This is a genomic window from Achromobacter aegrifaciens (assembly GCF_902859965.1).
In the GTDB taxonomy this organism is placed as follows: domain Bacteria; phylum Pseudomonadota; class Gammaproteobacteria; order Burkholderiales; family Burkholderiaceae_B; genus Achromobacter; species Achromobacter aegrifaciens.
In genome coordinates this window covers 2,033,604-2,053,940 of record NZ_CADIKO010000001.1, presented here as the reverse complement: position 1 = coordinate 2,053,940, position 20,337 = coordinate 2,033,604, and the positions used below count along the sequence as shown (strand labels likewise).

The following is a 20,337-nucleotide window of genomic DNA, read 5'->3' as shown; positions in this document are numbered from 1 at the left end:
CATCATGTCTGCTGAAACACCCGCCGTTTCCGTCGTCACCAACGCCCAGCGTCTCGTCGCCAAAGTCGGCTCGTCGCTGGTCACCAACGAAGGCCGAGGCCTGGACCGCGCCGCCGTGGCGCACTGGGCCGCGCAGATCGCCGCCCTGCACAAGCAGGGCAAGCAGATCGTGCTGGTCTCCAGCGGCGCCATCGCCGAAGGCATGGCGCGCCTGGGCTGGCGCAAACGCCCGTCGGTCATGCACGAACTGCAGGCAGCCGCGGCCGTGGGCCAGATGGGCCTGTGCCAGGCCTACGAAGCGGCCTTCGCCGAATACGGCCTGCGCACCGCGCAAATCCTGCTGACGCACGAAGACCTGGCCGACCGCCACCGCTACCTGAACGCGCGCAGCACGCTGTTCGCGCTGCTGCGCCTGGGCGTGGTGCCGATCGTGAACGAAAACGACACGGTCGTCACCGACGAAATCCGGCTGGGCGACAACGACACCCTGGGCGCGCTGGTCACCAATCTGATCGAAGCCGACACGCTGATCATCCTGACCGATCAACGCGGCCTGTACGACTCCGATCCGCGCAAGAATCCCGACGCCAAGTTCATGTCGCATGCCCAGGCAGGCGACCCCGCGCTGGAAGCCATGGCCGGCGGCGCGGGCAGCGGCATCGGCACCGGCGGCATGCTGACCAAGGTGCTGGCGGCCAAGCGCGCGGCGCATAGCGGCGCGCATACCGTCATCGCATCGGGCCGCGAGCGCAATGTGCTTACGCGCCTGGCCCAGGGCGAGTGCATCGGCAGCGAATTGCGCGCCGTGCTGCCCGTGTGGTCCGCGCGCAAGCAATGGCTGGCCGATCACCTGCGCCTGCGCGGACGCGTGGTGCTGGATGACGGCGCCGTGCAGGCGCTGCTGCGCGAAGGAAAGAGCCTGCTGCCCATCGGCGTGACCGAGGTGGAAGGCGAGTTCGGCCGTGGCGACGTGGTCGCCTGCGTGGACGGCCAGGGCCGCGAATGCGCCCGTGGCCTGATCAACTATTCATCGGCCGACACCCGCCGCATCCTGCGACAGCCTTCGTCGCAGATCGCGCGCATCCTGGGCAGCATGACCGAACCCGAACTCATGCATCGGGATAACCTGGTAGTACTCTGAGACCCTGCTCTCTTGCGGCGCCTTCGGGCAGCAGGATGTAGCCCCATCCCCGCACCGCAAGCACGGGCAAGTCGATATTGAGGCGGCGCGCTTTGCTGCGCAGCCGCGACAAGAGCACATCCACCCGCCGCGCCCCTTCCATGGACTTGCGCGTACCGGCAGGGAAAAAACATTCCCGGCGCAGGCAGTAGCCCGGCGCGCTCAACAAGCGGACAAAAAAAGCGCGCTCGGTGACCGTCAACGGCAGGAACTCGCCAGCCGGTCCCGCCAGTGCGCCCACGTGCGGGTCTAGTCGCCAAGGCAAGGCGGTGGACGGCGCGCGCCGGTACAGATTGCGCAGCAGAGCGTCCCATTCCAGCGCGTCCATGCCCGCAGGGGTACAGACGTCCGCCCCCGCATCCAGCGCGGCAATGCGATCCGACGCGCTGGCATCCGCGGCCTGCCACAGCACCGCCGCAGCGGGCGCCGCCCGGCGCAGCGTGGCGATGAGGCCAGGCACACCCTTAATACCTCCCAAAAGTACCAGGGCATCAGCGCCCTGCGCCTGCAAGTGTTCCAATACGGCAGCGGACGAATCGAACACGCGGACCTGCCAACGCATCAGACGCAAAGCCTCGGCGAAATCCTCGCGCGCCGTTGCGTCGAGCCGTACGACGAAGACGCTGCCTCGTTGCTCCATGCGCTCACCTTTGATAAATATCACTTAAGTAATATTTATAACCACCAAAGCGCGTGACCAGCAAGCTTCAATCGCCGGTGTGAAAACATTCTCAGACCGACTGAAGCATGCGCGCCTGCTGCGTGGCCACACGCAGAAAGACCTCGCTCGTCTTGCGCGCATTTCGCAAAGCGCCATCGGCAGCTACGAAAGCGGCCTGCGGCACTCAAGCCGCTCGGCCCGCAAGCTGGCGCAGGTCTTGAAGGTCGAGGTCGAATGGCTGGAAACCGGCAAGGGCCCGCTGGAACTTCCCGTGGAAGGCTACGACCTCAGCAACACGCTGCCCGCGCCTGGCGTGGCCGAACCCGTGCCGCGTCCCGGCGGCCGGCCGCGTCCGATGGCGCCCTGGCCCTTCCCCAACATTTCGCCTTCGCAGTTCGAATCGCTCACGACCGACGACCGCCTGATCCTTGAATCGATCACGCAGGCCTACATCGAAAAAACCATCCTCGTCCGCCGCGGCGCCAAGACGCGCGGCCGCAAGCTGGGCTGATCGCAAACTATCTTTGCCGGCCTCGCGCAAGCGCGCGTCCGCCAAGCGCATCCCAGTGACAGATATCGCGCAGTAGCTCCCCTGCCTCCCGGTAAAGCACGTACAGTCGTCGGCGATTTTCCGCGCCGCGCGCTTGCGGTATTACGTGCAAATGCGACTACGCCATTGGCGTACAATCCAATCATGGTTTTCATAGAAACCAGCGTCTTTACCAGGCAAATCACGTCCCTGCTGCCAGATGATGGTTATCGTGAATTGCAGCAAATGCTGCTGGAGGATCCCGCCTGCGGCCATGTGATTCCTGGCGGAGGCGGCATACGAAAGGTGCGCCACGCGCGGCCGGGAATCGGCAAGAGCGGGGGGATACGGGTGATCTATTACTGGCTCACCGATGACGACCAGATTCTGATGCTGTTGGCCTACCCAAAGAACTTGCGGGACAACTTGAACTCAGCGGAACTTTCTGAACTGCGGGCGTTGGTAAAGGACTTGTGAAATGGACAGGCAGTTATTCGCCGATTTGAAGGCGAGTCTCAAAGAAGCGGCAGCGATACGCAAGGGAGAGACGCGTCCTTCGAGAATATCCACGCTTGATCCTCTGGACGTGAAGCGGGTGCGCGAACAGACCAAGCTGTCTCAAGCTGAGTTTGCGGCGGCGTTGCAGGTCAGCGTTCGCACCTTGCAAAACTGGGAGCAAAAGCGCCGGTCTCCTACCGGACCAGCTGCTGCTCTGCTGAAAGTCGTGGCCAACGAGCCTGAGATCGCGCTACGCGCCCTGCACCGTTAGGCGCATGGGACCGCGCAAAAGACGCCAAGCCCTCATCAACCTTCCCCCGCGCATTGTGCGCGGCCATGAAAAAGCCCGGCATGCCGGGCTTTTTTGTCGCTTGCTGTGCTGTTCAGGGCTTGGCAGCAGGAGCCGGAGCGGCGCCGCCAGCCGGCGGCACGGCAGCGTCGCCGCGGATCTTGGCTGCGATTTCCGAGGCGGCCTGGGCCGAGGCCACGCCAAAGGCCAGCACGCCGCGGTTCAGCGGTTCGCCGATCAGCGGAGCGGCGACCAGTTCCTGGTCGATCACGAGCGCCAGCATGTTGCCGACGTTCTTGGTGCTGACGTCATTGAGCTTGCGGGCGCCAGCTTCCGAGAAGCGCAGGCCGACGAAGTTCTGACCCTGGCGGTCCACCAGCGCGGCGGCGTCGGTGAGGTCGGCGCGCGTCAGGACGGGCACGGTCTGCATGTAGAGCTTGCCGTCAGGCAGCGCGATTTCGCGCATGCCTGCGCCAGGCTGCTTCTGCGCCAGGTAGAAGTCCACCGAGGCCGCGGCTGCCGGCTTGGCGGCCTCTTGGCCTGCTTGCGGCGTGGCGGTGTCGCCAGACGTCTTAGTCGGGGCGGTCTTGCAACCCGCTAGCGCCAACGTCACGACTACCAGGGCGGGCGCCAATTTGCGTAGGGTCAGTTGCATGCTCGTTTCCTTCTTAATGTGGACTAAGACCAGGCGATGCACTTCATCCCCGGCACTGGGAAAAGTGTACCGAACCTGAATGACGGTGTCGCCATAGTCTGAATCCAATTGTAAAGCGGTAATACCAGCTCCCGCCTGCTCCGGCCGACGCGGCGCAGCAGCCGCGCGATTCGTCGGAACGCGCGCCAGCCTCTATACTTCGCTTTCGCGCAGGGGTACTCGTCCCGCCTACATGGCCGGACGTGTTGAGAGAGTCCCTTCGTACCAGTACGGATAATGCCGATGCTGGGAGCCGTATTCCCGCCATGCGTCTTTGCGCGCGCGGCGGGAATTCCTTCCCGATCGGCTCCAACCACTCGCTTGGAGCTTTCCATGAACGCCAATCCCAAATTCCTGGCCGCTACCGCCGAAGTCGACGCGGCGGCCGTCGCACCGCTGCCCAAATCCCGCCGCGTGTATGAAGTGGGCTCGCGCCCCGACATCCGCGTGCCGTTCCGCGAGATCGAGCAGGACGATACGCCGACGATGTTCGGCGGCGAGAAGAACCCGCCGCTGACGGTCTATGACTGCAGCGGCCCCTACACCGACCCCGAAGCCAAGATCGACATCCGCCGCGGCCTGCCCGAACTGCGCCGCGGCTGGATCGAAGAGCGCGGCGACACGGAAGTGCTGTCGGGCCCGACCAGCGACTACGGCAAGGAACGCCTGACCGATCCCAAGCTGACGGCCATGCGCTTTGACCTGCAGCGTCCGCCGCGCCGCGCCAAGTCGGGCGCCAACGTGTCGCAGATGCATTACGCGCGCCGCGGCATCATCACGCCGGAAATGGAATACGTGGCGATCCGCGAAAGCCTGCGCCGCGAGCACTACCTGCAGACGTTGCGCGACAGCGGCCCCGATGGCGAAAAGATGGTCAAGCGCCTGCTGCGCCAGCATCCCGGCCAGTCCTTCGGCGCCTCGATTCCCGCGGCCATCACGCCCGAGTTCGTGCGCGACGAGATCGCGCGCGGCCGCGCCATCATCCCCGCCAACATCAACCACCCTGAAGTGGAGCCGATGGCCATCGGCCGCAACTTCCTGGTGAAGATCAACGCCAACATCGGCAACTCCGCCGTCAGCTCCGGCATCGGCGAGGAAGTGGAAAAGATGACCTGGGCGATCCGCTGGGGCGGCGACACGGTCATGGATCTGTCCACCGGCAAGCACATCCACGAAACGCGCGAATGGATCATCCGCAACTCGCCCGTGCCGATCGGCACCGTGCCGATCTACCAGGCGCTGGAGAAGGTCGACGGCAAGGCCGAGGACCTGACCTGGGAGATTTTCCGCGACACGCTGATCGAGCAGGCGGAACAGGGCGTGGACTACTTCACCATCCACGCGGGCGTGCGTCTGCCGTTCATCCCGATGACGGCCGACCGCATGACCGGCATCGTCTCGCGCGGCGGTTCGATCATGGCCAAGTGGTGCCTGGCGCACCACAAGGAAAGTTTCCTGTACGAGCGTTTCGAGGAAATCTGCGAAATCATGAAGGCCTACGACGTCAGCTTCTCGCTGGGCGACGGCCTGCGCCCGGGTTCGGGATACGACGCCAACGACGAGGCGCAATTCGCCGAGCTGAAGACGCTGGGCGAACTGACGCAGGTGGCGTGGAAGCATGACGTGCAGGTCATGATCGAAGGGCCGGGCCACGTACCGATGCAGATGATCAAGGAAAACATGGAGCTGCAGCTGGAACACTGCCACGAGGCGCCGTTCTACACGCTGGGCCCCCTGACCACCGACATCGCCCCCGGCTACGACCACATCACCTCGGGCATCGGCGCGGCGCTGATCGGCTGGTACGGCACGGCGATGCTCTGTTATGTGACGCCCAAGGAACACCTGGGCCTGCCGAACAAGAAGGACGTGAAGGACGGCATCATCACGTACAAGATCGCAGCCCACGCAGCGGACCTGGCCAAGGGCCACCCGGGCGCGGCAATCCGCGACAACGCGCTGTCCAAGGCGCGCTTCGAGTTCCGCTGGGACGACCAGTTCAACCTGGGACTGGATCCGGACACGGCCAAGGAATTCCACGACGAAACGCTGCCGAAGGATTCGATGAAGGTGGCGCACTTCTGCTCGATGTGCGGACCGCATTTCTGCTCTATGAAAATCACCCAGGACGTGCGGGATTATGCGGCGGCTCAGGGGGTTAGCGAGAAGGATGCGTTGCAGAAGGGGATGGAGGAGAAGTCCATCGAGTTCGTTAAGAAGGGAGCCGAGGTTTATCATCGGCAGTGATGTTTTTGCTGCTGCGTGTGCGTTGAGTTCTTGAGGCGCACGGCGCGGCAGTGGCCTGCCGGGCGCGGGGCAACGATTGCGGTCCGGAGCCTTCGCTCCGGACTGCCCCGTCGTCATCGTCGTCCAGGCCTACGGCCTTCCCTTCCGATTCCCTCGGGCTTATCGACGCCCCGCACCCGGCAGGCCACTGCCGCGCCGTGCTCTGTCTGTTGAATTTTCACGATCGCCGAGACGAGCTGTTTGCTTGGCGTTTTCGCCACCGGCGGGGGTGGGCGAGGATCTTGCGGGGCCCGCCCCCGGCCGGCCGCGCGGGCGGCCTTTGGGGGCTTACGCGGTGTCTCGCGTCGGATGATGACGCTGCGCGCTGGTGGTGAGTGCGTGAAATTGGGCAGGATGAGTGAAGTACGTACGGATCTGCCCGCGGGCTACGTGCGCTGGACGCTTGGGGTTCTCGCTTCACCCATCCTACTGAAGCGTCATGAGGCGGCAAACGTCGTCATTTCAACTCCGCCGCCGGATGGGCGGCGCGCGCGAGAGGATCTGCGTGCGCAAGCTTCTGTCCAACGCGCGCCGCCCATCACCGCCCCCCAAAAAACGGCGACAACCACTAGCAAACCGCTCGTCGCATTCGCGCCAGCGCTCCCATCACGACGCAAGCAAGCGCGCATGCTCATTGCGGCCGCCCGGGCGGCCGCAATGAGCGGGCCCCGCAAGACTCGCCACTGAACACGGCTCTAGCAACGCAACAAGCCAAGACGCAGATAGCACGGCGGTGCGGGCGGCATGGCGGCGAGCAACCTCGATGCGCCCGAGGGAATCTGAAGGAACCGCCGAAGGCGGTGACGAAGATGACGAAGGGGCAGTCCGGAGCGAACGCTCCGGACCGCAATCGTGGGCGCTCGCCGCCATGCCGCCCGCACCGCCGTGCGGCCTACGAAGCTTCGCTCATGCACACCGCCGAAGCCCCGCTCAAAAACAACCCAAAAAAAACTACAGCAACTTCCCCGGATTCATAATCCCCGCAGGATCCAATACAGCCTTGATTTCCCGCATCAACCGCAACTCCAGCGCGTCCTTGCTATGCAGGAAATGATCCCGCTTCAGCTGCCCGATCCCGTGTTCTGCCGAAATGCTCCCGCCATAGCGATTGACCTCGTCCAGCACCGCATCAGTGATCGCCGCCCCATGCACCGCCACCCAGTCGCGATCGGCTCCGGCCGGGCGCGACAGGTTGTAGTGCAGGTTGCCGTCGCCGAAGTGGCCGAAGATGAAGGGGCGGATGTCCGGGTACAGCGCGCGCACGCGGGCCTCGGCGGATTCCATGAAGTCGGGAATGCGTTCGATCGGCAGCGACACGTCGTGCTTCAGGTGCGGGCCGTCGGCGCGTTGGGCTTCGGAGATTTCCTCGCGCAGCTTCCACAGCGCCTGCAATTGCGCCAGCGACGCCGACACGGCTGCGTCCAGGCACAGGCCGCGTTCCAGCGCCGTGCCGATCACGTTTTCAACAAGGCCATTGAGCGCGGCCTCATCGGCCGTGTCCGCCAGCTCCACCAGCACATAGGCCGGATAGCGCTGGTCAAAAGGTTCCTGCACACCCGCGGCGTGCGCCAGCACCAGATCCAGGCAGTCGCCCGAGAAGTACTCGAACGCCTGCAGCCGCGCACCGCATTGTTCGAACAGGATCTCGAACAGTTGCAGGGCCTGCGCCGGCGACTCGACGGCGGCCAGCACCACCGAGCGCACATCAGTGCGCGGGAACAATCGCAAAGCGACGGCGGTAATGACACCCAACGTGCCCTCGGAGCCGATCAGCAATTGCTTGAGGTCATAGCCGGTGTTGTCTTTGCGCAGCGTGCGCAGGCCGTGGAAGATCTCGCCCGTGGGCAGCACCGCTTCCAGGCCCAGCACCAGTTCGCGCGCCATGCCATAACGCACCACGTTCACGCCGCCGGCGTTGGTGGCGACGTTGCCGCCGATCTGGCTGGAGTCTTCCGCGGCCAGGCTCAGCGGCAGCAGGCGGCCGGCGTCCTGCGCGGCACGGCGCAAATTGCCCAGGATCGCGCCCGCCTCGGCCACCATGGTGTTGGCAATGGTGTCGATGGAGCGCACGGCGTTCATGCGGTCCAGGCTCAGCACCACGTTGCCCGCGGCGGCATCCGGCGTGGCCCCGCCGCACAGGCCGGTGTTGCCGCCGCGCGGCACTACCGGCACGCCTGCCTCCTGGCACAGCGCCAGGCAAGTGGCGACCTCGGCGGTCGTGCGCGGGCGCACCACCGCCTGCGCGTTGCCCTTGTACAGGCCGCGCCAGTCGGACAGCCAGGGCGCAATGTCGGCCTCGGCGGTGATGACGGTATCGGGGCCCAGGGCCTGGACCAGGCGTTGCGTAAAGTCGGATGCGGTCATGATGTCTGCCTTGCGGCGGGAGAGAGGAGATCGAGTTGCAGGCGGTTGGCCGCCTGTTGCAGATGGCGGGCGGCGGCGTGCCGCGCCCGTTCGGGATCGCGCGCGCGGATGGCCTCGAACACGGCCACGTGCTCCTGGTGCACGGCGGCCGTCAAACCGGCCTGCAGGCGGCTGTTGCTGCGCGCAGTGCTGACCGCCAGCCTGAGCTGCAGGTTCAGGTACTGCAACAGGTCCTGGTAGCAGCTGTTGTGCGTGGCGGCGGCAATGGCGCGGTGAAAGGCGATGTCGTGCTCCACGCCCTGCTCCGGGTCTTCCAGATGCGATCCCAGGTCAGCCAGGGCGCGCGCCATGGCGGCCAGGTCCGCATCGTCGCGCCGCAGCGCAGCCAGCGCGGCTGCGCCGCCTTCCAGCTCCATGCGCAGTTCGTAGACGCCGGCCAGCTGCTTGCGGTCCACGGCGATGCCGGCGGACAACTGGAAACCCTGTGTCCCGGTGCGCGACAGCACGGTACTGCCCGACCCCTGCCGGCTCTGGATCAGACCCTGGGCGCGCAGCCGTTCGGTAGCCTCGCGGATGACCGCGGCGCTGACGCCGTATTGCTCGGCCAGCACGCGGCCCGCCGGCAGCTTGGCGCCGACGGGATAGGCGCCCCCGGCGATGTCGGCGGCGATCTGGCGGGCGACCTGTTCGGTCAGGGTGAGGCTCTTGGTCAGCATCCCGGCATTATAGGCACACTTCTCAGGTTATCTGATAACTTTTGAGAAAGAAGCCGCTTCCAGATCGGGTTCAGGCTTGATGGATTACGCGAAGCGGGCGGATCAGGCGACGGCGGGTTCGTCGTCCCGGACGGTCTTTTCGGCCTCATCCGCCCCGGCCACCGCGCAACAGCGGCCGCCCTGCGCCTTGGCCCGGTAGAGGGCGGCATCGGCGGAATGCAAGGCAGCTTCCGGACTGCGGTTGGCGCCGGACACAATGGAAATGCCGATGGACAGGCCGACACTGACCCGCGTGCCATCCGCCAGCGTGATCGGCTGGGAAGCGTCATGCAGCAGGTGCTCGCCCAGCCGTAGCGCGGCCGTGGCGTCAATGCCGGTCACCAGCACGATGAACTCGTCGCCACCAATCCGCGCGGCCACGTCGTCCACCCGCAACATGGAGCGCATGCGCTGGGCGATGGTCATCAGCACCTGGTCGCCCGCAGCATGGCCGTAGGTGTCGTTGATGAGCTTGAAGTCGTCCATGTCCATGTACAACAGCGCCGCAGAACTGTCCTGGCCGCGCGCGCTGGCGCAGACGCGCTCCAGCGCGGCCTGCAGGCCGGCGCGGTTGGCCAGGCCGGTCAGCGCGTCTTCGCTGGCGCGACGTTCGCTGTCGCGCTCGGCCAGCATGGTCGACACCAGGATGCGGTTGAGCCGGTGCGAGGCGACACTCATGCTGACCAGGTAGAACGGAATCTGGATGAAGACGATGGCTGTGACGTATTCGCCGGTGAAGGCCGCGCCCAGGCACATCGGCCCCAGGCTCAGGAAGATCATGGCGCCGACCAGCCTCGGCGCGCCGTAGTTCCGGAAGCAGATGCCGCCGGCCATGGCCCCGCAGGACACGCCGGCCAGGGTGGCGGCCAGCCAGTCGCCGTTGATGAAGGTGACGAAGACGCCGTAGCCCACGCTGAACGCCCACAGCAGCGCCAGCAAGATGTAGATATCGGTATGGGTATTGCCGCCCTTGGGCGCGGCGCGCAAGGCGGACCGCAGGATCAGCACGCGGACCAGGGCCAGTATCACCTCCATCGCCAGCCAGGACAGGTACAGCGGCTCGGGGCGGCGCCAGGCGACCACGCCGGAGATCATGAGGGTGTTGATGACGCCGCCGGCAAAAATGGGCAGCGTGCCGAACAAGCTGGCGATCAGGGCCGAACGGATGTCCGCAGGGGTGTCGTGCCCGGAATGCGTCAGCCAACGCGTCAGGCGCCATTTGGGCAAACTGAACTTCAGTGCTGTATCCACGCGGTCACGTCCCTGGCCATCTACCCGCTTTCGGGTAGGCTGGCTGGCGTTATAGCAGGTATTTCAAGCCTTTAATATTGTCCGCGGGGCCAATCCCGGTCAGGAAATCAGTGCCCGCGATGGCCGCAGACGGCGCATTCCGGGTCGCGCTGGACGTTGACGCTGCGCCATTGCATGGTGCGCACGTCCAGCCACAGCAGGCGGCCGGACAGGCTTTCGCCCACCCCGGACAGCAGTTTCAGGGCCTCTGCGGCCTGCATGCTGCCGATGATGCCGACGACCGGGGCGAACACGCCCATCGTGGCGCAATTGGCCTGCTCGACGTCGTCCGCTTCCGGGAACAGGCAGTGGTAACAAGGCGCGTTGTCGTCGCGCAGGTCATAGACGCTGACCTGGCCGTCGAAGCGTATGGCCGCGCCCGATACCAGTGGCTTGCGGTGCTGCACGCAGGCGCGGTTGATGGCGTGGCGGGTGGTGAAGTTGTCGGTGCAGTCCAGCACCAGGTCCGCCTGGGCGACGGCGTCGGACAGGGCCTGGCCTTCCAGCCGCTCGACGCGGGCATGGACCCGAGTCTGCGGATTGAAGGCCGCCAGCATGTCCCGCCCCGACTCGGCCTTGTGGCGGCCGACGCTGGCGGTGGTGTGCAGGATCTGGCGTTGCAGGTTGCTCAGCTCGACGACATCGTCATCGGCCAGGGTGATGTCGCCCACGCCGGCAGTGGCCAGATAGAGCGCGGCGGGGGAACCCAGTCCGCCCGCCCCCACGATGAGCACACGCGCCGCCAGCAGTTTTTCCTGCCCTTCGATTCCCAGCTCGTCGAGCAGGATGTGGCGGGCGTAGCGCAGCAGTTGCTCGTCGTTCATTTGTCCTTGCTGGGCTCGACTCCGGTCGGCGTGATCTTCATGCGCTGGGGCGTACCACCGCCGGCCTTGGCATCAGCCTTGGCCTGGGCGCGGGCCGAACCCTTCTGCACCGGCTTGCCGGCCAGCACGTTCAGGGCCTGTTGCAGCTGGAAGTCGTCCTTGCCGCCGAATTCGAACACCTTGGCCGGCACATCGGCGTTGTCTTCGCCGGCGCTGGACTTCACTTCGTTGGCCGTCTGCTGGTTGGACAGGTGGCGCTGCAGGTCGGCTTCGCGCGGCAGGCGGAACAGGTCGCCTTCGGCGGTGTCGGCCACGACGTAGTCGGGTTCGATGCCGGTGGCCTGGATCGAGCGGCCGCTCGGGGTGAAGTAGCGCGAGGTGGTCAGCTTGACCGCAGTGGTTTCGGACAGCGGCAGGATCACCTGCACCGAGCCCTTGCCGAAGGTGCGGTTGCCCAGGACCTTGGCGCGCTTGTGGTCCTGCAGCGCGCCGGCCACGATCTCGGACGCCGAGGCGGAGCCCACGTTCACCAGCACCACCATCGGCACGGTCTTGGTCCAGGCCGGCAGGCCGGCCAGGTAGTTGCTTTCGCCGCGGGCGTATTCCGAAGGCGTGGCCAGGTACTTGTGGCGGGCGTCCGGAGTACGGCCGTCGGTGGTCACCACCACCGAGTCGGGCGGCAGGAACGCGCCGGACACGCCGATGGCGCTGGTCAGCAGGCCGCCCGGGTCGTTGCGCAGGTCCAGCACCAGGCCCTTGGGGGCTTCCTTGGCGCCGAGGTCCTTCAATTGCTTGGCCAGGTCGGCGCCGGTCTTTTCCTGGAACTGGGCGACGCGGACGTAGCCGATGCCGTTGTCCAGCATCTTGCTGCGCACGCTGCGCACCTTGATGATGTCGCGCACGATCTTCAGCACGATGGGCTGCGGACGGTCGGCGCGCATGATGGTCAGCGTGATCGGCGACTTGGGCGCGCCACGCATCAGCTTGACGGCATCGTTGAGCGTCATGCCCTTGGTGGGCGTGTCGTCGATCTTGATGATGAGGTCGCCAGCCATCACGCCGGCACGGGCCGCGGGCGTGTCTTCGATGGGCGAGATGACCTTCACGAAGCCGTCTTCCGCGCCGACCTCGATGCCCAGGCCGCCGAACTCGCCTTGCGTGGCCGTCTGCATTTCGCGGAAGGCATCGGCGTCCAGGTAGGCCGAGTGCGGGTCGAGGTTCGACACCATGCCGGAGATGGCATTGTCGATCAGGGTCTTGTCGTCGACGGCCTCGACGTAGTTGTTCTTGATGGCGGCGAACACATTGCTCAGCTGCCTGAGTTCGTCCAGTGGCAGAGGGCTGCCGCGCTGGGCGACCGCGGTCACGCCTACGCTGAGCAACACACCAGCCACCGCACCGATGGCAATCAGACCGAAACCGCGAAACTTACGAGTGCCCATGCACACTTCCCGAATTTTGTTTTCGCCGATGGGGTTTGGTAATTACCAACGACATCAATCTACTGCGCCAGCCATTGTGCCGGATCCACAGGAGCGCCACGATGGCGAATTTCAAAGTATAGGCCGGATTCCACTTGGCCGCCGGTCGCCCCGACCGTGGCGATGGTATCGCCACCCGTCACCGAATCTCCCACCCGTTTGAGCAGACTTTGGTTGTAAGCATAGACGGTCAGGTATTGCTGCCCATGATCCACAATGATGAGGTTGCCAAAACCCCGCAGCCAATCGGCGTAGACCACCGTGCCGGGGGCCACCACCTTGACCGGCGTGCCTTCGGCCGCGCGCAGCACCACGCCGCGCCATACGCCGCCATCCGGACGGTCGACCCCGAAGCGCCCCTGCACCTGGCCGCGCACCGGCATGGACAGCCCGTGGCGCAAGCCGTTGCCGCCGCCCACCGCCGGCGCGGCGCGCGCGGTCTGGGTTTGCTGCGCAGGCTCGCTACGGCTTGGAGCGGGTTTTTCCTCTATAGGTTCCGCCTTCCTGGGCGGTTCCGCGGGCTTGGTCTGAGGCGGCGGTTCGGGCGTGGTCAGCCGGGATTGCTTCTGCTCGGCCGGGCGCAGTCCGGCGGCATCCGGGTCGGCCACGGCCACGGGACCGCGGTTCTGGCGTGAGGCGGCTTCGACCTGTTCGCGCGCCTGGGCGGCATCGCGGGCGTCACGGGCGTCGCGCTCGCGCTTGGCGTTGTCGGCGGCCTGCTTGGCATTGTCTGCGGCCAGCTTGCGGTCAGCCTCGGCCTTCTTGCGGGCCTCGTCGGCGGCGCGGCGCTCGGCGTCGGCGCGTTTTTTGGCTTCCTCGGCGGCGCGGCGCGCTTCTTCCGCGCGACGCACTTCCTCGGCCCGCTTGCGCGCTTCCTCGGCGCGGCGGGCGTCCTCGATCTGCTTGGCGATGGCCGCGTCCAGATCGGTGATGAGCCGCGACAGGCGCTGATCATCTCGGCCCAGCTTGTTGGCTTCGGCGCGCTGGGCGGCGATCTGCCCTTCCAGCTGGGCCAGCAGCGTAGCGCGCTCTTTTTGCTGACCGACCAGCGCGGTCTTCTGCTCGGAGGTCTCGGCCACGACTTTTTCGATTTCCGCGCGGCGGGCGTCGGCGCGTCCCTGCAGGGCGGCCAGGCGCTCGATGTCCTCGCGCAGGGCCTGCACGGCTTGGGCGCGGGCCTGCGACACATAATCCAGATAGCCCAGGTTGCGCCCCAGCACCTGGGGATCGTCGCCCGACAACAGGGCGGTCCAGGGCGACAGGCCGCTGGTGTACTGGGTGCGCAGCTGTTCGGCCAGTTCGGTGCGGCGCTTGGCCAGCACCGCCTGCTGGGCGCCGATCTGCTTTTCCAGGCCGGTCAGGTCGGCCTGCGCCTGGCGGTTGGCCTCGGCCAGCTCCCGCAGGCGCAGGTTGATCTTGGAAATCGCCGACTCGGACTGCTTGAGCGAGTCGGCGGCTTCCTTGCGGGCAGCCTCGCGGTCATCGATATCCTTTTGCAGGTTCTCGATGCGGTCGCGCAAGGCGGCCTGCTGCTTTTCCGCGTCGGACTGGCGGCCGGCAAGGTCGTTGGGCGCGGCGCGAGCCGACAGCGCCCCACCGGTCAACATGACCGCCAACAACAACCCTGCCGCGCGACGCATAGGAATATCAGTCCTTCTTAGCCTTGCCCTGGGCTGCCACCGCAGCCATGGCCGCCTCGATCTCGGCGGCATCGCCCAGATAATAGTGGCGGATCGGGCGCAGGTCATCATCCAATTCGTACACCAGCGGCTGGCCGGTGGGAATGTTCAGGTTGACGATGTCTTCGTCCGACACGTTGTCCAGGTGCTTGATCAGGGCGCGCAGGCTGTTGCCATGGGCGGCGATCAGGACATTGCGGCCGGCGCGGATGGCCGGAGCGATGGATTCGTTCCAGAACGGCAGCACGCGGGCCACGGTGTCCTTCAGGCATTCGGTGGCGGGCAGCTGGTCGGCCGGCACCTTGGCGTAGCGCTTGTCGAAACGCGGGTGGCGTTCGTCGTCCAGCGCCAGCGGTTCAGGGGCGATGGCGTAGGCGCGGCGCCAGATCAGCACTTGCTCGTCGCCGTACTTGGCGGCGGTTTCGGCCTTGTTCAAGCCTTGCAGCGCGCCGTAGTGACGTTCGTTCAGGCGCCAGGTCACGCCGACCGGGGTGTACATGGCGTCCATGGCGTCCAGGGCGATCCACAGGGTGCGGATGGCGCGCTTGAGCAGCGACGAGTAGGCCAGATCGAAGGTGAAGCCTTCTTTCTTGAGCAGTTCGCCGGCCTTGCGGGCCTGTTCGCGGCCGGTCTCGGTGAGGTCGACGTCGGTCCAACCGGTGAAGCGGTTTTCCAGATTCCACTGGCTTTCGCCGTGGCGCATCAGAACGAGTTTGTGCATGATTTGGGACGCTTGTAACGCGGGTTAAAGTGAAGGAATGCGCTCATTTTATAATTGAGCGATTTTGCCCTTGATTTTGCCCCGGCGCACCCGCCCATTTCTGCGGCGCGGCGCATCAGGGTTCGCCTATACCAGGCTAGTCGCCGCACTTCAGGATGCCCCGTGGACCTTTTGCAATTCTTGATCGATAAAAACAACGTCTTCATCGTCGCCGTTGCCGTGATCTCCGGCATCATGCTGGCCATCCCCGCCCTGCGCAAAGGCCGCACCGGTTCGGCCGTGAGCACGACCGAGGCCATCCAGATGGTCAACCAGCGCCAGGCCGTATGGGTCGACGTCCGTCCCGCCGAACAGTTCCAGGCCGGCCACATCGCCCAGGCCCGCAACGTGCCGGCGGCCGATCTGGAGCAAAAGGCCGCCGCGCTGCCCAAGAACAAGCCGCTGGTCGTGGTTTGCGACAATGGCCGCGATTCGGCCCGCGCCGCCGCCAAGCTGCGCGCCCAGGGTTTCGCCGACGTCGTGCCGCTGGACGGCGGCATGCGCGCCTGGTCGGCCGCCAGCCTGCCCGTGACCCAGAAGGGTTGAAGCCTGGGGCCGCGCCCCCATCTACCTATTCTTGTACTCACAGGAGCGCCCATGAATAAAGTCGTCATGTACAGCAAGGACTATTGTCCCTATTGCGCCCGCGCCAAAGCCCTGCTGGAGCAGCGCGGCGTGACCGACCTGGAAATCATCCAGATCGACCGGGACCCGTCCCAGCGCGACGTCATGATCGAACGCACCGGCCGGCGCACCGTCCCGCAGATCTTCATCGGCGATACCCACGTCGGCGGTTGCGACGACCTGATGGCCCTGGACCGCTCGGGTGGCCTTGCCCCCATGCTGGCCAGCTAAATCGCCCCCTTTTTGCCCCTCCCACCAACGGAAACACTCATGGCTGATCAAGACCAAAACACCCAGCAAGAAGGCGGCAACGCGCCCTCGTTCAATCTGCAGCGCGTCTACCTGAAAGACCTTTCGCTGGAAATGCCGAATGCGCCCCACGTCTTCCTGGAACAGGAAGCGCCCCAGGTCGAGGTGAGCATCACCGTGGGTGGCCAGCGCCTGGCTGAAACCGTGTTCGAAACCACGGTTACCGTCACCGTCACCACCCGCATCAATGAAAAGGTCGTGTACCTGGTCGAAGGCACGCAAGCCGGCATCTTCGAGGCCGCCAACATCCCCGAAGAACAGCTCGACCCGCTGCTGGGCATCGTCTGCCCGACCATGCTGTACCCCTACCTGCGCGCCAACATCGCCGACGCGATCACCCGCACCTCGATGCCGCCGCTGCACCTGACCGAAGTGAACTTCCAGGCCCTGTACGAGCAGCGCCTGGCCGAGCTGCAACAGCAGCAAAGCGCCGCCAACGGCAACGGCAGCGACTCGGGCATCATCCTGCCCCCCGGCGCGACCCGCCAGTAAAGCAGCCGCGGCGTCCAATGAAAAGAGCCCCCACGCTGCGCCTTCGGCTTGCTGCCCCCCGTGGGGGCGCTTTTCATCTTGAGGCGGCTCGGCGATGAAAAATCCCATCGAGCCACGCCTGCGCGTCGCCGTCCTGGGTGCGGGAAGTTGGGGCACCGCGCTGGCGGCGGCTGCCAGCCGCCGCCACGCCACCGTACTCTGGGCGCGCGATGCCGCGCAGGCCGCCGACATGGCCGCCTCGCACGAAAACGCGCGCTACCTGCCGGGCATCGCCCTGCCGCAGGCACTGAATATCTCCTCCGATCTCGACGCCACGCTGCGCAGCCTGCAAGAAGACGGCGCGCGCCGGCTGATCGTGCTGGGCGTGCCCGTGGCCGGCTTGACCGCCATCTGCGGCGAGCTGTCCCGCCGGCTGCCCGCGCTGGGATTGCAGGACACTCCCATCGTCTGGACGTGCAAGGGCTTTGAAGCCGACACGGCCAGGCTGCCCCATGAAATCATGCGCGAGGCCCTGCCTGGCGCCACCGGCGGCGCATTGTCGGGCCCCTCGTTCGCGCGCGAAGTCGCGCAGGGCCTGCCGGTCGCGCTGACCGTGGCCAGCGACAGCCCCGCCTTGCGCGATGCCACCACTGCCGCCTTCCACGGCGCGGCGCTGCGCGTCTACGCCAGCACCGACCTGGTGGGCGTGGAAGTGGGCGGCGCGCTGAAAAACGTGATCGCGGTCGCCTGCGGCATTGGCGACGGCCTGGCCCTGGGCACCAATGCCCGCGCCGCGCTGATCACCCGCGGCCTGGCCGAGATGACCCGCTTCGGCGTGGCGCTGGGCGCGCAGGCCGAGACCTTCGCCGGGCTGACCGGCCTGGGCGACCTGGTCCTGACCGCGACAGGCGAGCTGTCGCGCAACCGACGCGTGGGCCTGGAGATCGGCGCCGGGCGCAAGCTGGCCGACATCCTGGCCAGCGGCATCACGGCCGAAGGCGTGCGCTGCGCGCGCGCCGCGCTGGACCGCGCCCGCGCCATCGGGGTCGAACTGCCCATCACCGAAGCCGTCTGCGCCGTGCTGTTCGACGGCGTGGCCCCCATGACGGCCGTGTCCGCCCTGTTGGCGCGCGACGCCCGCTACGAAAGCGGGATAGCCAGCCAGCCGGACGCGTCGCCGGACAACCGGCCCCGCTGAGCCGCCCCAAAAACAAATACCACGCACAACCCCGAGGAGACATCCTTCATGACGCAAACCCGCAAGTTCCGGGTCGGCCCGCTGCTACGCGGCCTGTGCCTGAGCCTGGCCGCCATCCTGCCCGCCGCCGCCCATGCCGACTGGCCCGACCGTCCGATCCACATGGTCGTGCCCTTCCCGCCCGGCTCGTCGCCCGACATCCTGGCGCGCACCATCTCGGAACCGCTGTCGCAGGCGTTGGGCCAGCCCATCGTGATCGACAACAAGCCGGGCGCCGGCGGCAACATCGGCACGCGCATCGTGTCGCAGGCCAAGCCGGACGGCTACACGCTGCTCTACACGATCAACGGCCCGCTGGTCACCGCCCCCACGCTGTACAAAAAGACGCTGGGCTATGACCCGCTGCGCGACCTGCAGCCGGTATCCCTGGTGGGCACCAGCCCCAACGTGCTGGTCGTGCCCAGCAGCTTGAAGGTCGATAACGTCAAGGACTTCGTCACGCTGGTGAAAGGCCGCGGCAATTCGCTGAACTACGGTTCCGTGGGCCCGGGCAGCTCGGCCCATCTGGCGATGGAAATGTTCAAGGAAAGCGCCGGCGTAGACCTGGCGCACATCCCCTATTCCGGCTTCCCGCAGGTCATCTCGGCCATCATCGGCGGCGATGTCCAGGCCGGCTTCATGGTGCCCGCCATCGCCGTGCCCCAGGCCCGCGACGGCAAGGTGAAGCTGCTGGCCGTGACCAGCCTGCAGCCCAGCGAGGCGCTGCCGGGCGTGCCGACGATGGCATCCCAGGGCTATCCGGACTTTGAAGCCATTTCCTGGAATGCCGTGCTGGTTCCCGCCGGTACGCCCACGCCCATCGTCGAACGGCTCAACAGCGAGCTGGCGCGCATCATCGGCAGCGAAGCGGTGCGCAAGCAGCTGGCGCTGCAGTACTTCACCCCCGCGCCGTCCACGCCGGAAGCCCTGACCGCCCGCATCAAGAATGAAAAGGCGCGCTGGGACCAGGTGATCGAGAAGCTGAATCTGTCGCTGGATTGATTGCAGCCCAGCCGTGACGGGCCAGGCGCGCCGGCTTCAGCGCGCCGCCGTCACACTCCCCCTTCATACCCCTGTTGACGCCAGGCCTCGAACACCGTCACGGCGACGGCATTCGACAGGTTCAGGCTGCGTTGGCCAGCGCGCATCGGCAGGCGCAGGCGCTGTTGGGGCGGGAACATCGCCTGATGTTCTTCCGACAGGCCCGAAGTTTCGCGGCCGAATACGAACACGTCGCCCGGCTTGAAGCCGATATCCGCCACGCTGCGTTGCGCATGCGTGGTCAGCGCGTAGATGCTGGACGGCGCGGCGCCGGTATCGGCCAAAGCCTCCTCCAGCGTGTCGTGCACGCGGACGGGCTGCCATTCGTGGTAATCCAAGCCGGCGCGGCGCATGCGGGCGTCGTCGAGCTCGAAGCCCAAGGGACGAACCAAGTGCAATTGCGCGCCCGTATTGGCGCACAGGCGGATGGCGTTGCCGGTATTGGGCGGGATTTCAGGACAAACAAGGATGACGTGGAACATGGCGCTAGGGACTCGGGACGGCTTGCGGCGGAAACGTCGCCGCGCACCGGGAATTGTCGCCGATTTACCTGGGGGCCGGCTCAGGGCGTGCGCGCCGCCACCAGCACCGTGACATCCGCAGCTCCTGCTGCCAGCAGCGCAGCGGCGGCCGCGTTGGCGGTGCTGCCGGTGGTCATGACGTCGTCCACCAATAGCAGCTGCCGGCCGCGCACGTCGCCCACGCAATAAAACAGGTTTTGCGCCCCGAGCCGGCGGGCCTGGCGGCCCTGCGCGGTCTGCCGGGGCGTCTCGCGCCGGCGCCGCAGCAGCCCGCGCGCCAGCGGCAGCCCCAGCTCCGCCGCCAGGCTGCGCGCAATTTCACCGGCCGGATTCATGCCGCGCTGGCGCAGCGATGCACGGCTGGCGGGAACGGGCACCAGCAAGGCGCCGTCCGACGCAGGCCCGTCGCGGGCCACGGCAGCCGCGATCATCCGGGCCAGCACCGGCGCCATGCTGAGGCGCAGCCGGGTCTTCAGCATCAGGATCAGGGTGTCGGCGGGCGGCGCGTAGTCAAAGGCGGCAATCGTGCGCGAAAACGTCCGGGGCGCGCCCAGGCAGGCGGCGCAGTGCGGCGCATCCGGGCGCAACCGCAGGGCGCAACGAGGACAGCGTGGCGCTGCAGGGCGACGCGCGACCACCCCACTATCGGCCCGGCGGAGAGCATCGCCGCAAATATCCGCCTCGCAGCCCGCGCAAAGCCTAGCACCCGCCACCCGGGCGCCGCACAAGGGGCAGTCGCAACCGACGCGCGACAGCAGCCACCGCCCCATGACCCGTAGGGGCAATCGGAAGCCGCGGCCGGGATGCGCAATAATGGATGCCATCCCTCATGAAACCATGATCC

General features: G+C 66.5%; 21 protein-coding genes. 10 read left to right on the top strand and 11 right to left on the bottom strand.

Annotation, left to right across the window (positions count from 1 at the left end):
• Positions 1 to 4 precede the first annotated feature (4 nt).
• Complete coding sequence (proB, locus tag HV793_RS09590; protein WP_054457706.1) at positions 5 to 1,141, top strand: glutamate 5-kinase; 1,137 nt, start codon at positions 5 to 7, stop codon at positions 1,139 to 1,141.
• Here the strand turns inward: proB and HV793_RS09585 are convergent.
• Positions 1,110 to 1,820 (bottom strand): response regulator transcription factor, encoded by a 711-nt coding sequence (locus HV793_RS09585; protein WP_054457707.1) that lies wholly within the window; start codon positions 1,818 to 1,820, stop codon positions 1,110 to 1,112. The two genes, proB and HV793_RS09585, sit on opposite strands and share 32 nt — an antisense overlap.
• Positions 1,821 to 1,899: 79 nt before the next feature.
• Here HV793_RS09585 and HV793_RS09580 point away from each other — a divergent pair, with 79 nt between their 5' ends.
• The 3 genes from HV793_RS09580 to nadS all read left to right on the top strand — a co-directional run bounded on the left by HV793_RS09580 (position 1,900) and on the right by nadS (position 3,139).
• Positions 1,900 to 2,352 carry a helix-turn-helix domain-containing protein gene (locus HV793_RS09580; protein ID WP_175213044.1) on the top strand — a complete coding sequence of 151 codons (453 nt, stop codon included), beginning with the start codon at positions 1,900 to 1,902 and terminating at the stop codon, positions 2,350 to 2,352.
• 183 nt (positions 2,353 to 2,535) lie between these two features.
• The gene (locus tag HV793_RS09575; protein ID WP_175160795.1) at positions 2,536 to 2,847 is read left to right on the top strand and encodes a type II toxin-antitoxin system RelE/ParE family toxin; all 312 of its coding nucleotides are present in this window, start codon (positions 2,536 to 2,538) and stop codon (positions 2,845 to 2,847) included.
• A 1-nt stretch (position 2,848) separates the two neighbouring features.
• Positions 2,849 to 3,139 (top strand): NadS family protein, encoded by a 291-nt coding sequence (gene nadS / locus HV793_RS09570; protein WP_119450206.1) that lies wholly within the window; start codon positions 2,849 to 2,851, stop codon positions 3,137 to 3,139.
• A 112-nt stretch (positions 3,140 to 3,251) separates the two neighbouring features.
• Here nadS and HV793_RS09565 read toward each other — a convergent pair whose 3' ends face one another.
• Complete coding sequence (locus HV793_RS09565; protein WP_054457711.1) at positions 3,252 to 3,812, bottom strand: SecDF P1 head subdomain-containing protein; 561 nt, start codon at positions 3,810 to 3,812, stop codon at positions 3,252 to 3,254.
• A 372-nt stretch (positions 3,813 to 4,184) separates the two neighbouring features.
• Here HV793_RS09565 and thiC point away from each other — a divergent pair, with 372 nt between their 5' ends.
• On the top strand, positions 4,185 to 6,098 hold the full coding sequence (gene thiC / locus HV793_RS09560) for a phosphomethylpyrimidine synthase ThiC (protein ID WP_175160793.1): 1,914 nt from the start codon (positions 4,185 to 4,187) through the stop codon (positions 6,096 to 6,098).
• Between the two features lie 990 nt (positions 6,099 to 7,088).
• Here the strand turns inward: thiC and HV793_RS09555 are convergent.
• The 7 genes from HV793_RS09555 to gpmA form a co-directional block, all read right to left on the bottom strand.
• Positions 7,089 to 8,501, bottom strand: a complete 1,413-nt coding sequence (locus HV793_RS09555; protein WP_054457713.1) for an FAD-binding oxidoreductase — start codon at positions 8,499 to 8,501, stop codon at positions 7,089 to 7,091.
• Positions 8,498 to 9,217 (bottom strand): FadR/GntR family transcriptional regulator, encoded by a 720-nt coding sequence (locus HV793_RS09550; protein ID WP_175213043.1) that lies wholly within the window; start codon positions 9,215 to 9,217, stop codon positions 8,498 to 8,500. Before HV793_RS09550 ends, HV793_RS09555 begins: the two co-directional genes overlap by 4 nt.
• 102 nt (positions 9,218 to 9,319) lie before the next feature.
• Complete coding sequence (locus tag HV793_RS09545; protein WP_175182282.1) at positions 9,320 to 10,507, bottom strand: GGDEF domain-containing protein; 1,188 nt, start codon at positions 10,505 to 10,507, stop codon at positions 9,320 to 9,322.
• A gap of 107 nt (positions 10,508 to 10,614) precedes the next feature.
• Positions 10,615 to 11,370, bottom strand: coding sequence for a HesA/MoeB/ThiF family protein (locus HV793_RS09540; RefSeq protein WP_054457716.1), 756 nt, complete (start codon positions 11,368 to 11,370; stop codon positions 10,615 to 10,617).
• Complete coding sequence (locus HV793_RS09535; protein ID WP_054457717.1) at positions 11,367 to 12,812, bottom strand: S41 family peptidase; 1,446 nt, start codon at positions 12,810 to 12,812, stop codon at positions 11,367 to 11,369. The genes HV793_RS09540 and HV793_RS09535 overlap by 4 nt, the downstream gene beginning before the upstream one ends.
• 59 nt (positions 12,813 to 12,871) lie before the next feature.
• Complete coding sequence (locus HV793_RS09530; RefSeq protein WP_175213042.1) at positions 12,872 to 14,491, bottom strand: murein hydrolase activator EnvC family protein; 1,620 nt, start codon at positions 14,489 to 14,491, stop codon at positions 12,872 to 12,874.
• Between the two features lie 7 nt (positions 14,492 to 14,498).
• Complete coding sequence (gene gpmA / locus HV793_RS09525; protein WP_054457719.1) at positions 14,499 to 15,251, bottom strand: 2,3-diphosphoglycerate-dependent phosphoglycerate mutase; 753 nt, start codon at positions 15,249 to 15,251, stop codon at positions 14,499 to 14,501.
• Between the two features lie 162 nt (positions 15,252 to 15,413).
• Between gpmA and HV793_RS09520 the strand changes: the two genes are divergently transcribed.
• From HV793_RS09520 to HV793_RS09500, 5 genes are all read left to right on the top strand, one after another.
• Positions 15,414 to 15,836, top strand: a complete 423-nt coding sequence (locus HV793_RS09520) for a rhodanese-like domain-containing protein (RefSeq protein WP_175213041.1) — start codon at positions 15,414 to 15,416, stop codon at positions 15,834 to 15,836.
• A 51-nt stretch (positions 15,837 to 15,887) separates the two neighbouring features.
• Entirely contained in the window at positions 15,888 to 16,145 is a 258-nt protein-coding gene (grxC, locus tag HV793_RS09515; RefSeq protein ID WP_054457721.1) for a glutaredoxin 3, read from the top strand.
• A 39-nt stretch (positions 16,146 to 16,184) separates the two neighbouring features.
• The gene (gene secB / locus HV793_RS09510; protein WP_054457722.1) at positions 16,185 to 16,715 is read left to right on the top strand and encodes a protein-export chaperone SecB; all 531 of its coding nucleotides are present in this window, start codon (positions 16,185 to 16,187) and stop codon (positions 16,713 to 16,715) included.
• Between the two features lie 94 nt (positions 16,716 to 16,809).
• A complete protein-coding gene (locus HV793_RS09505; RefSeq protein WP_054457723.1) occupies positions 16,810 to 17,892 on the top strand; it encodes an NAD(P)H-dependent glycerol-3-phosphate dehydrogenase in 1,083 nt (360 codons plus the stop codon).
• Positions 17,893 to 17,940: 48 nt separating this feature from the next.
• Positions 17,941 to 18,933, top strand: coding sequence for a Bug family tripartite tricarboxylate transporter substrate binding protein (locus tag HV793_RS09500; protein ID WP_175213040.1), 993 nt, complete (start codon positions 17,941 to 17,943; stop codon positions 18,931 to 18,933).
• 50 nt (positions 18,934 to 18,983) lie between these two features.
• Here HV793_RS09500 and HV793_RS09495 read toward each other — a convergent pair whose 3' ends face one another.
• A complete protein-coding gene (locus tag HV793_RS09495; RefSeq protein ID WP_054457725.1) occupies positions 18,984 to 19,454 on the bottom strand; it encodes a tRNA (cytidine(34)-2'-O)-methyltransferase in 471 nt (156 codons plus the stop codon).
• An 80-nt stretch (positions 19,455 to 19,534) separates the two neighbouring features.
• Entirely contained in the window at positions 19,535 to 20,080 is a 546-nt protein-coding gene (locus HV793_RS09490) for a ComF family protein (protein ID WP_342357254.1), read from the bottom strand.
• Between the last annotated feature and the right edge of the window lie 257 nt (positions 20,081 to 20,337).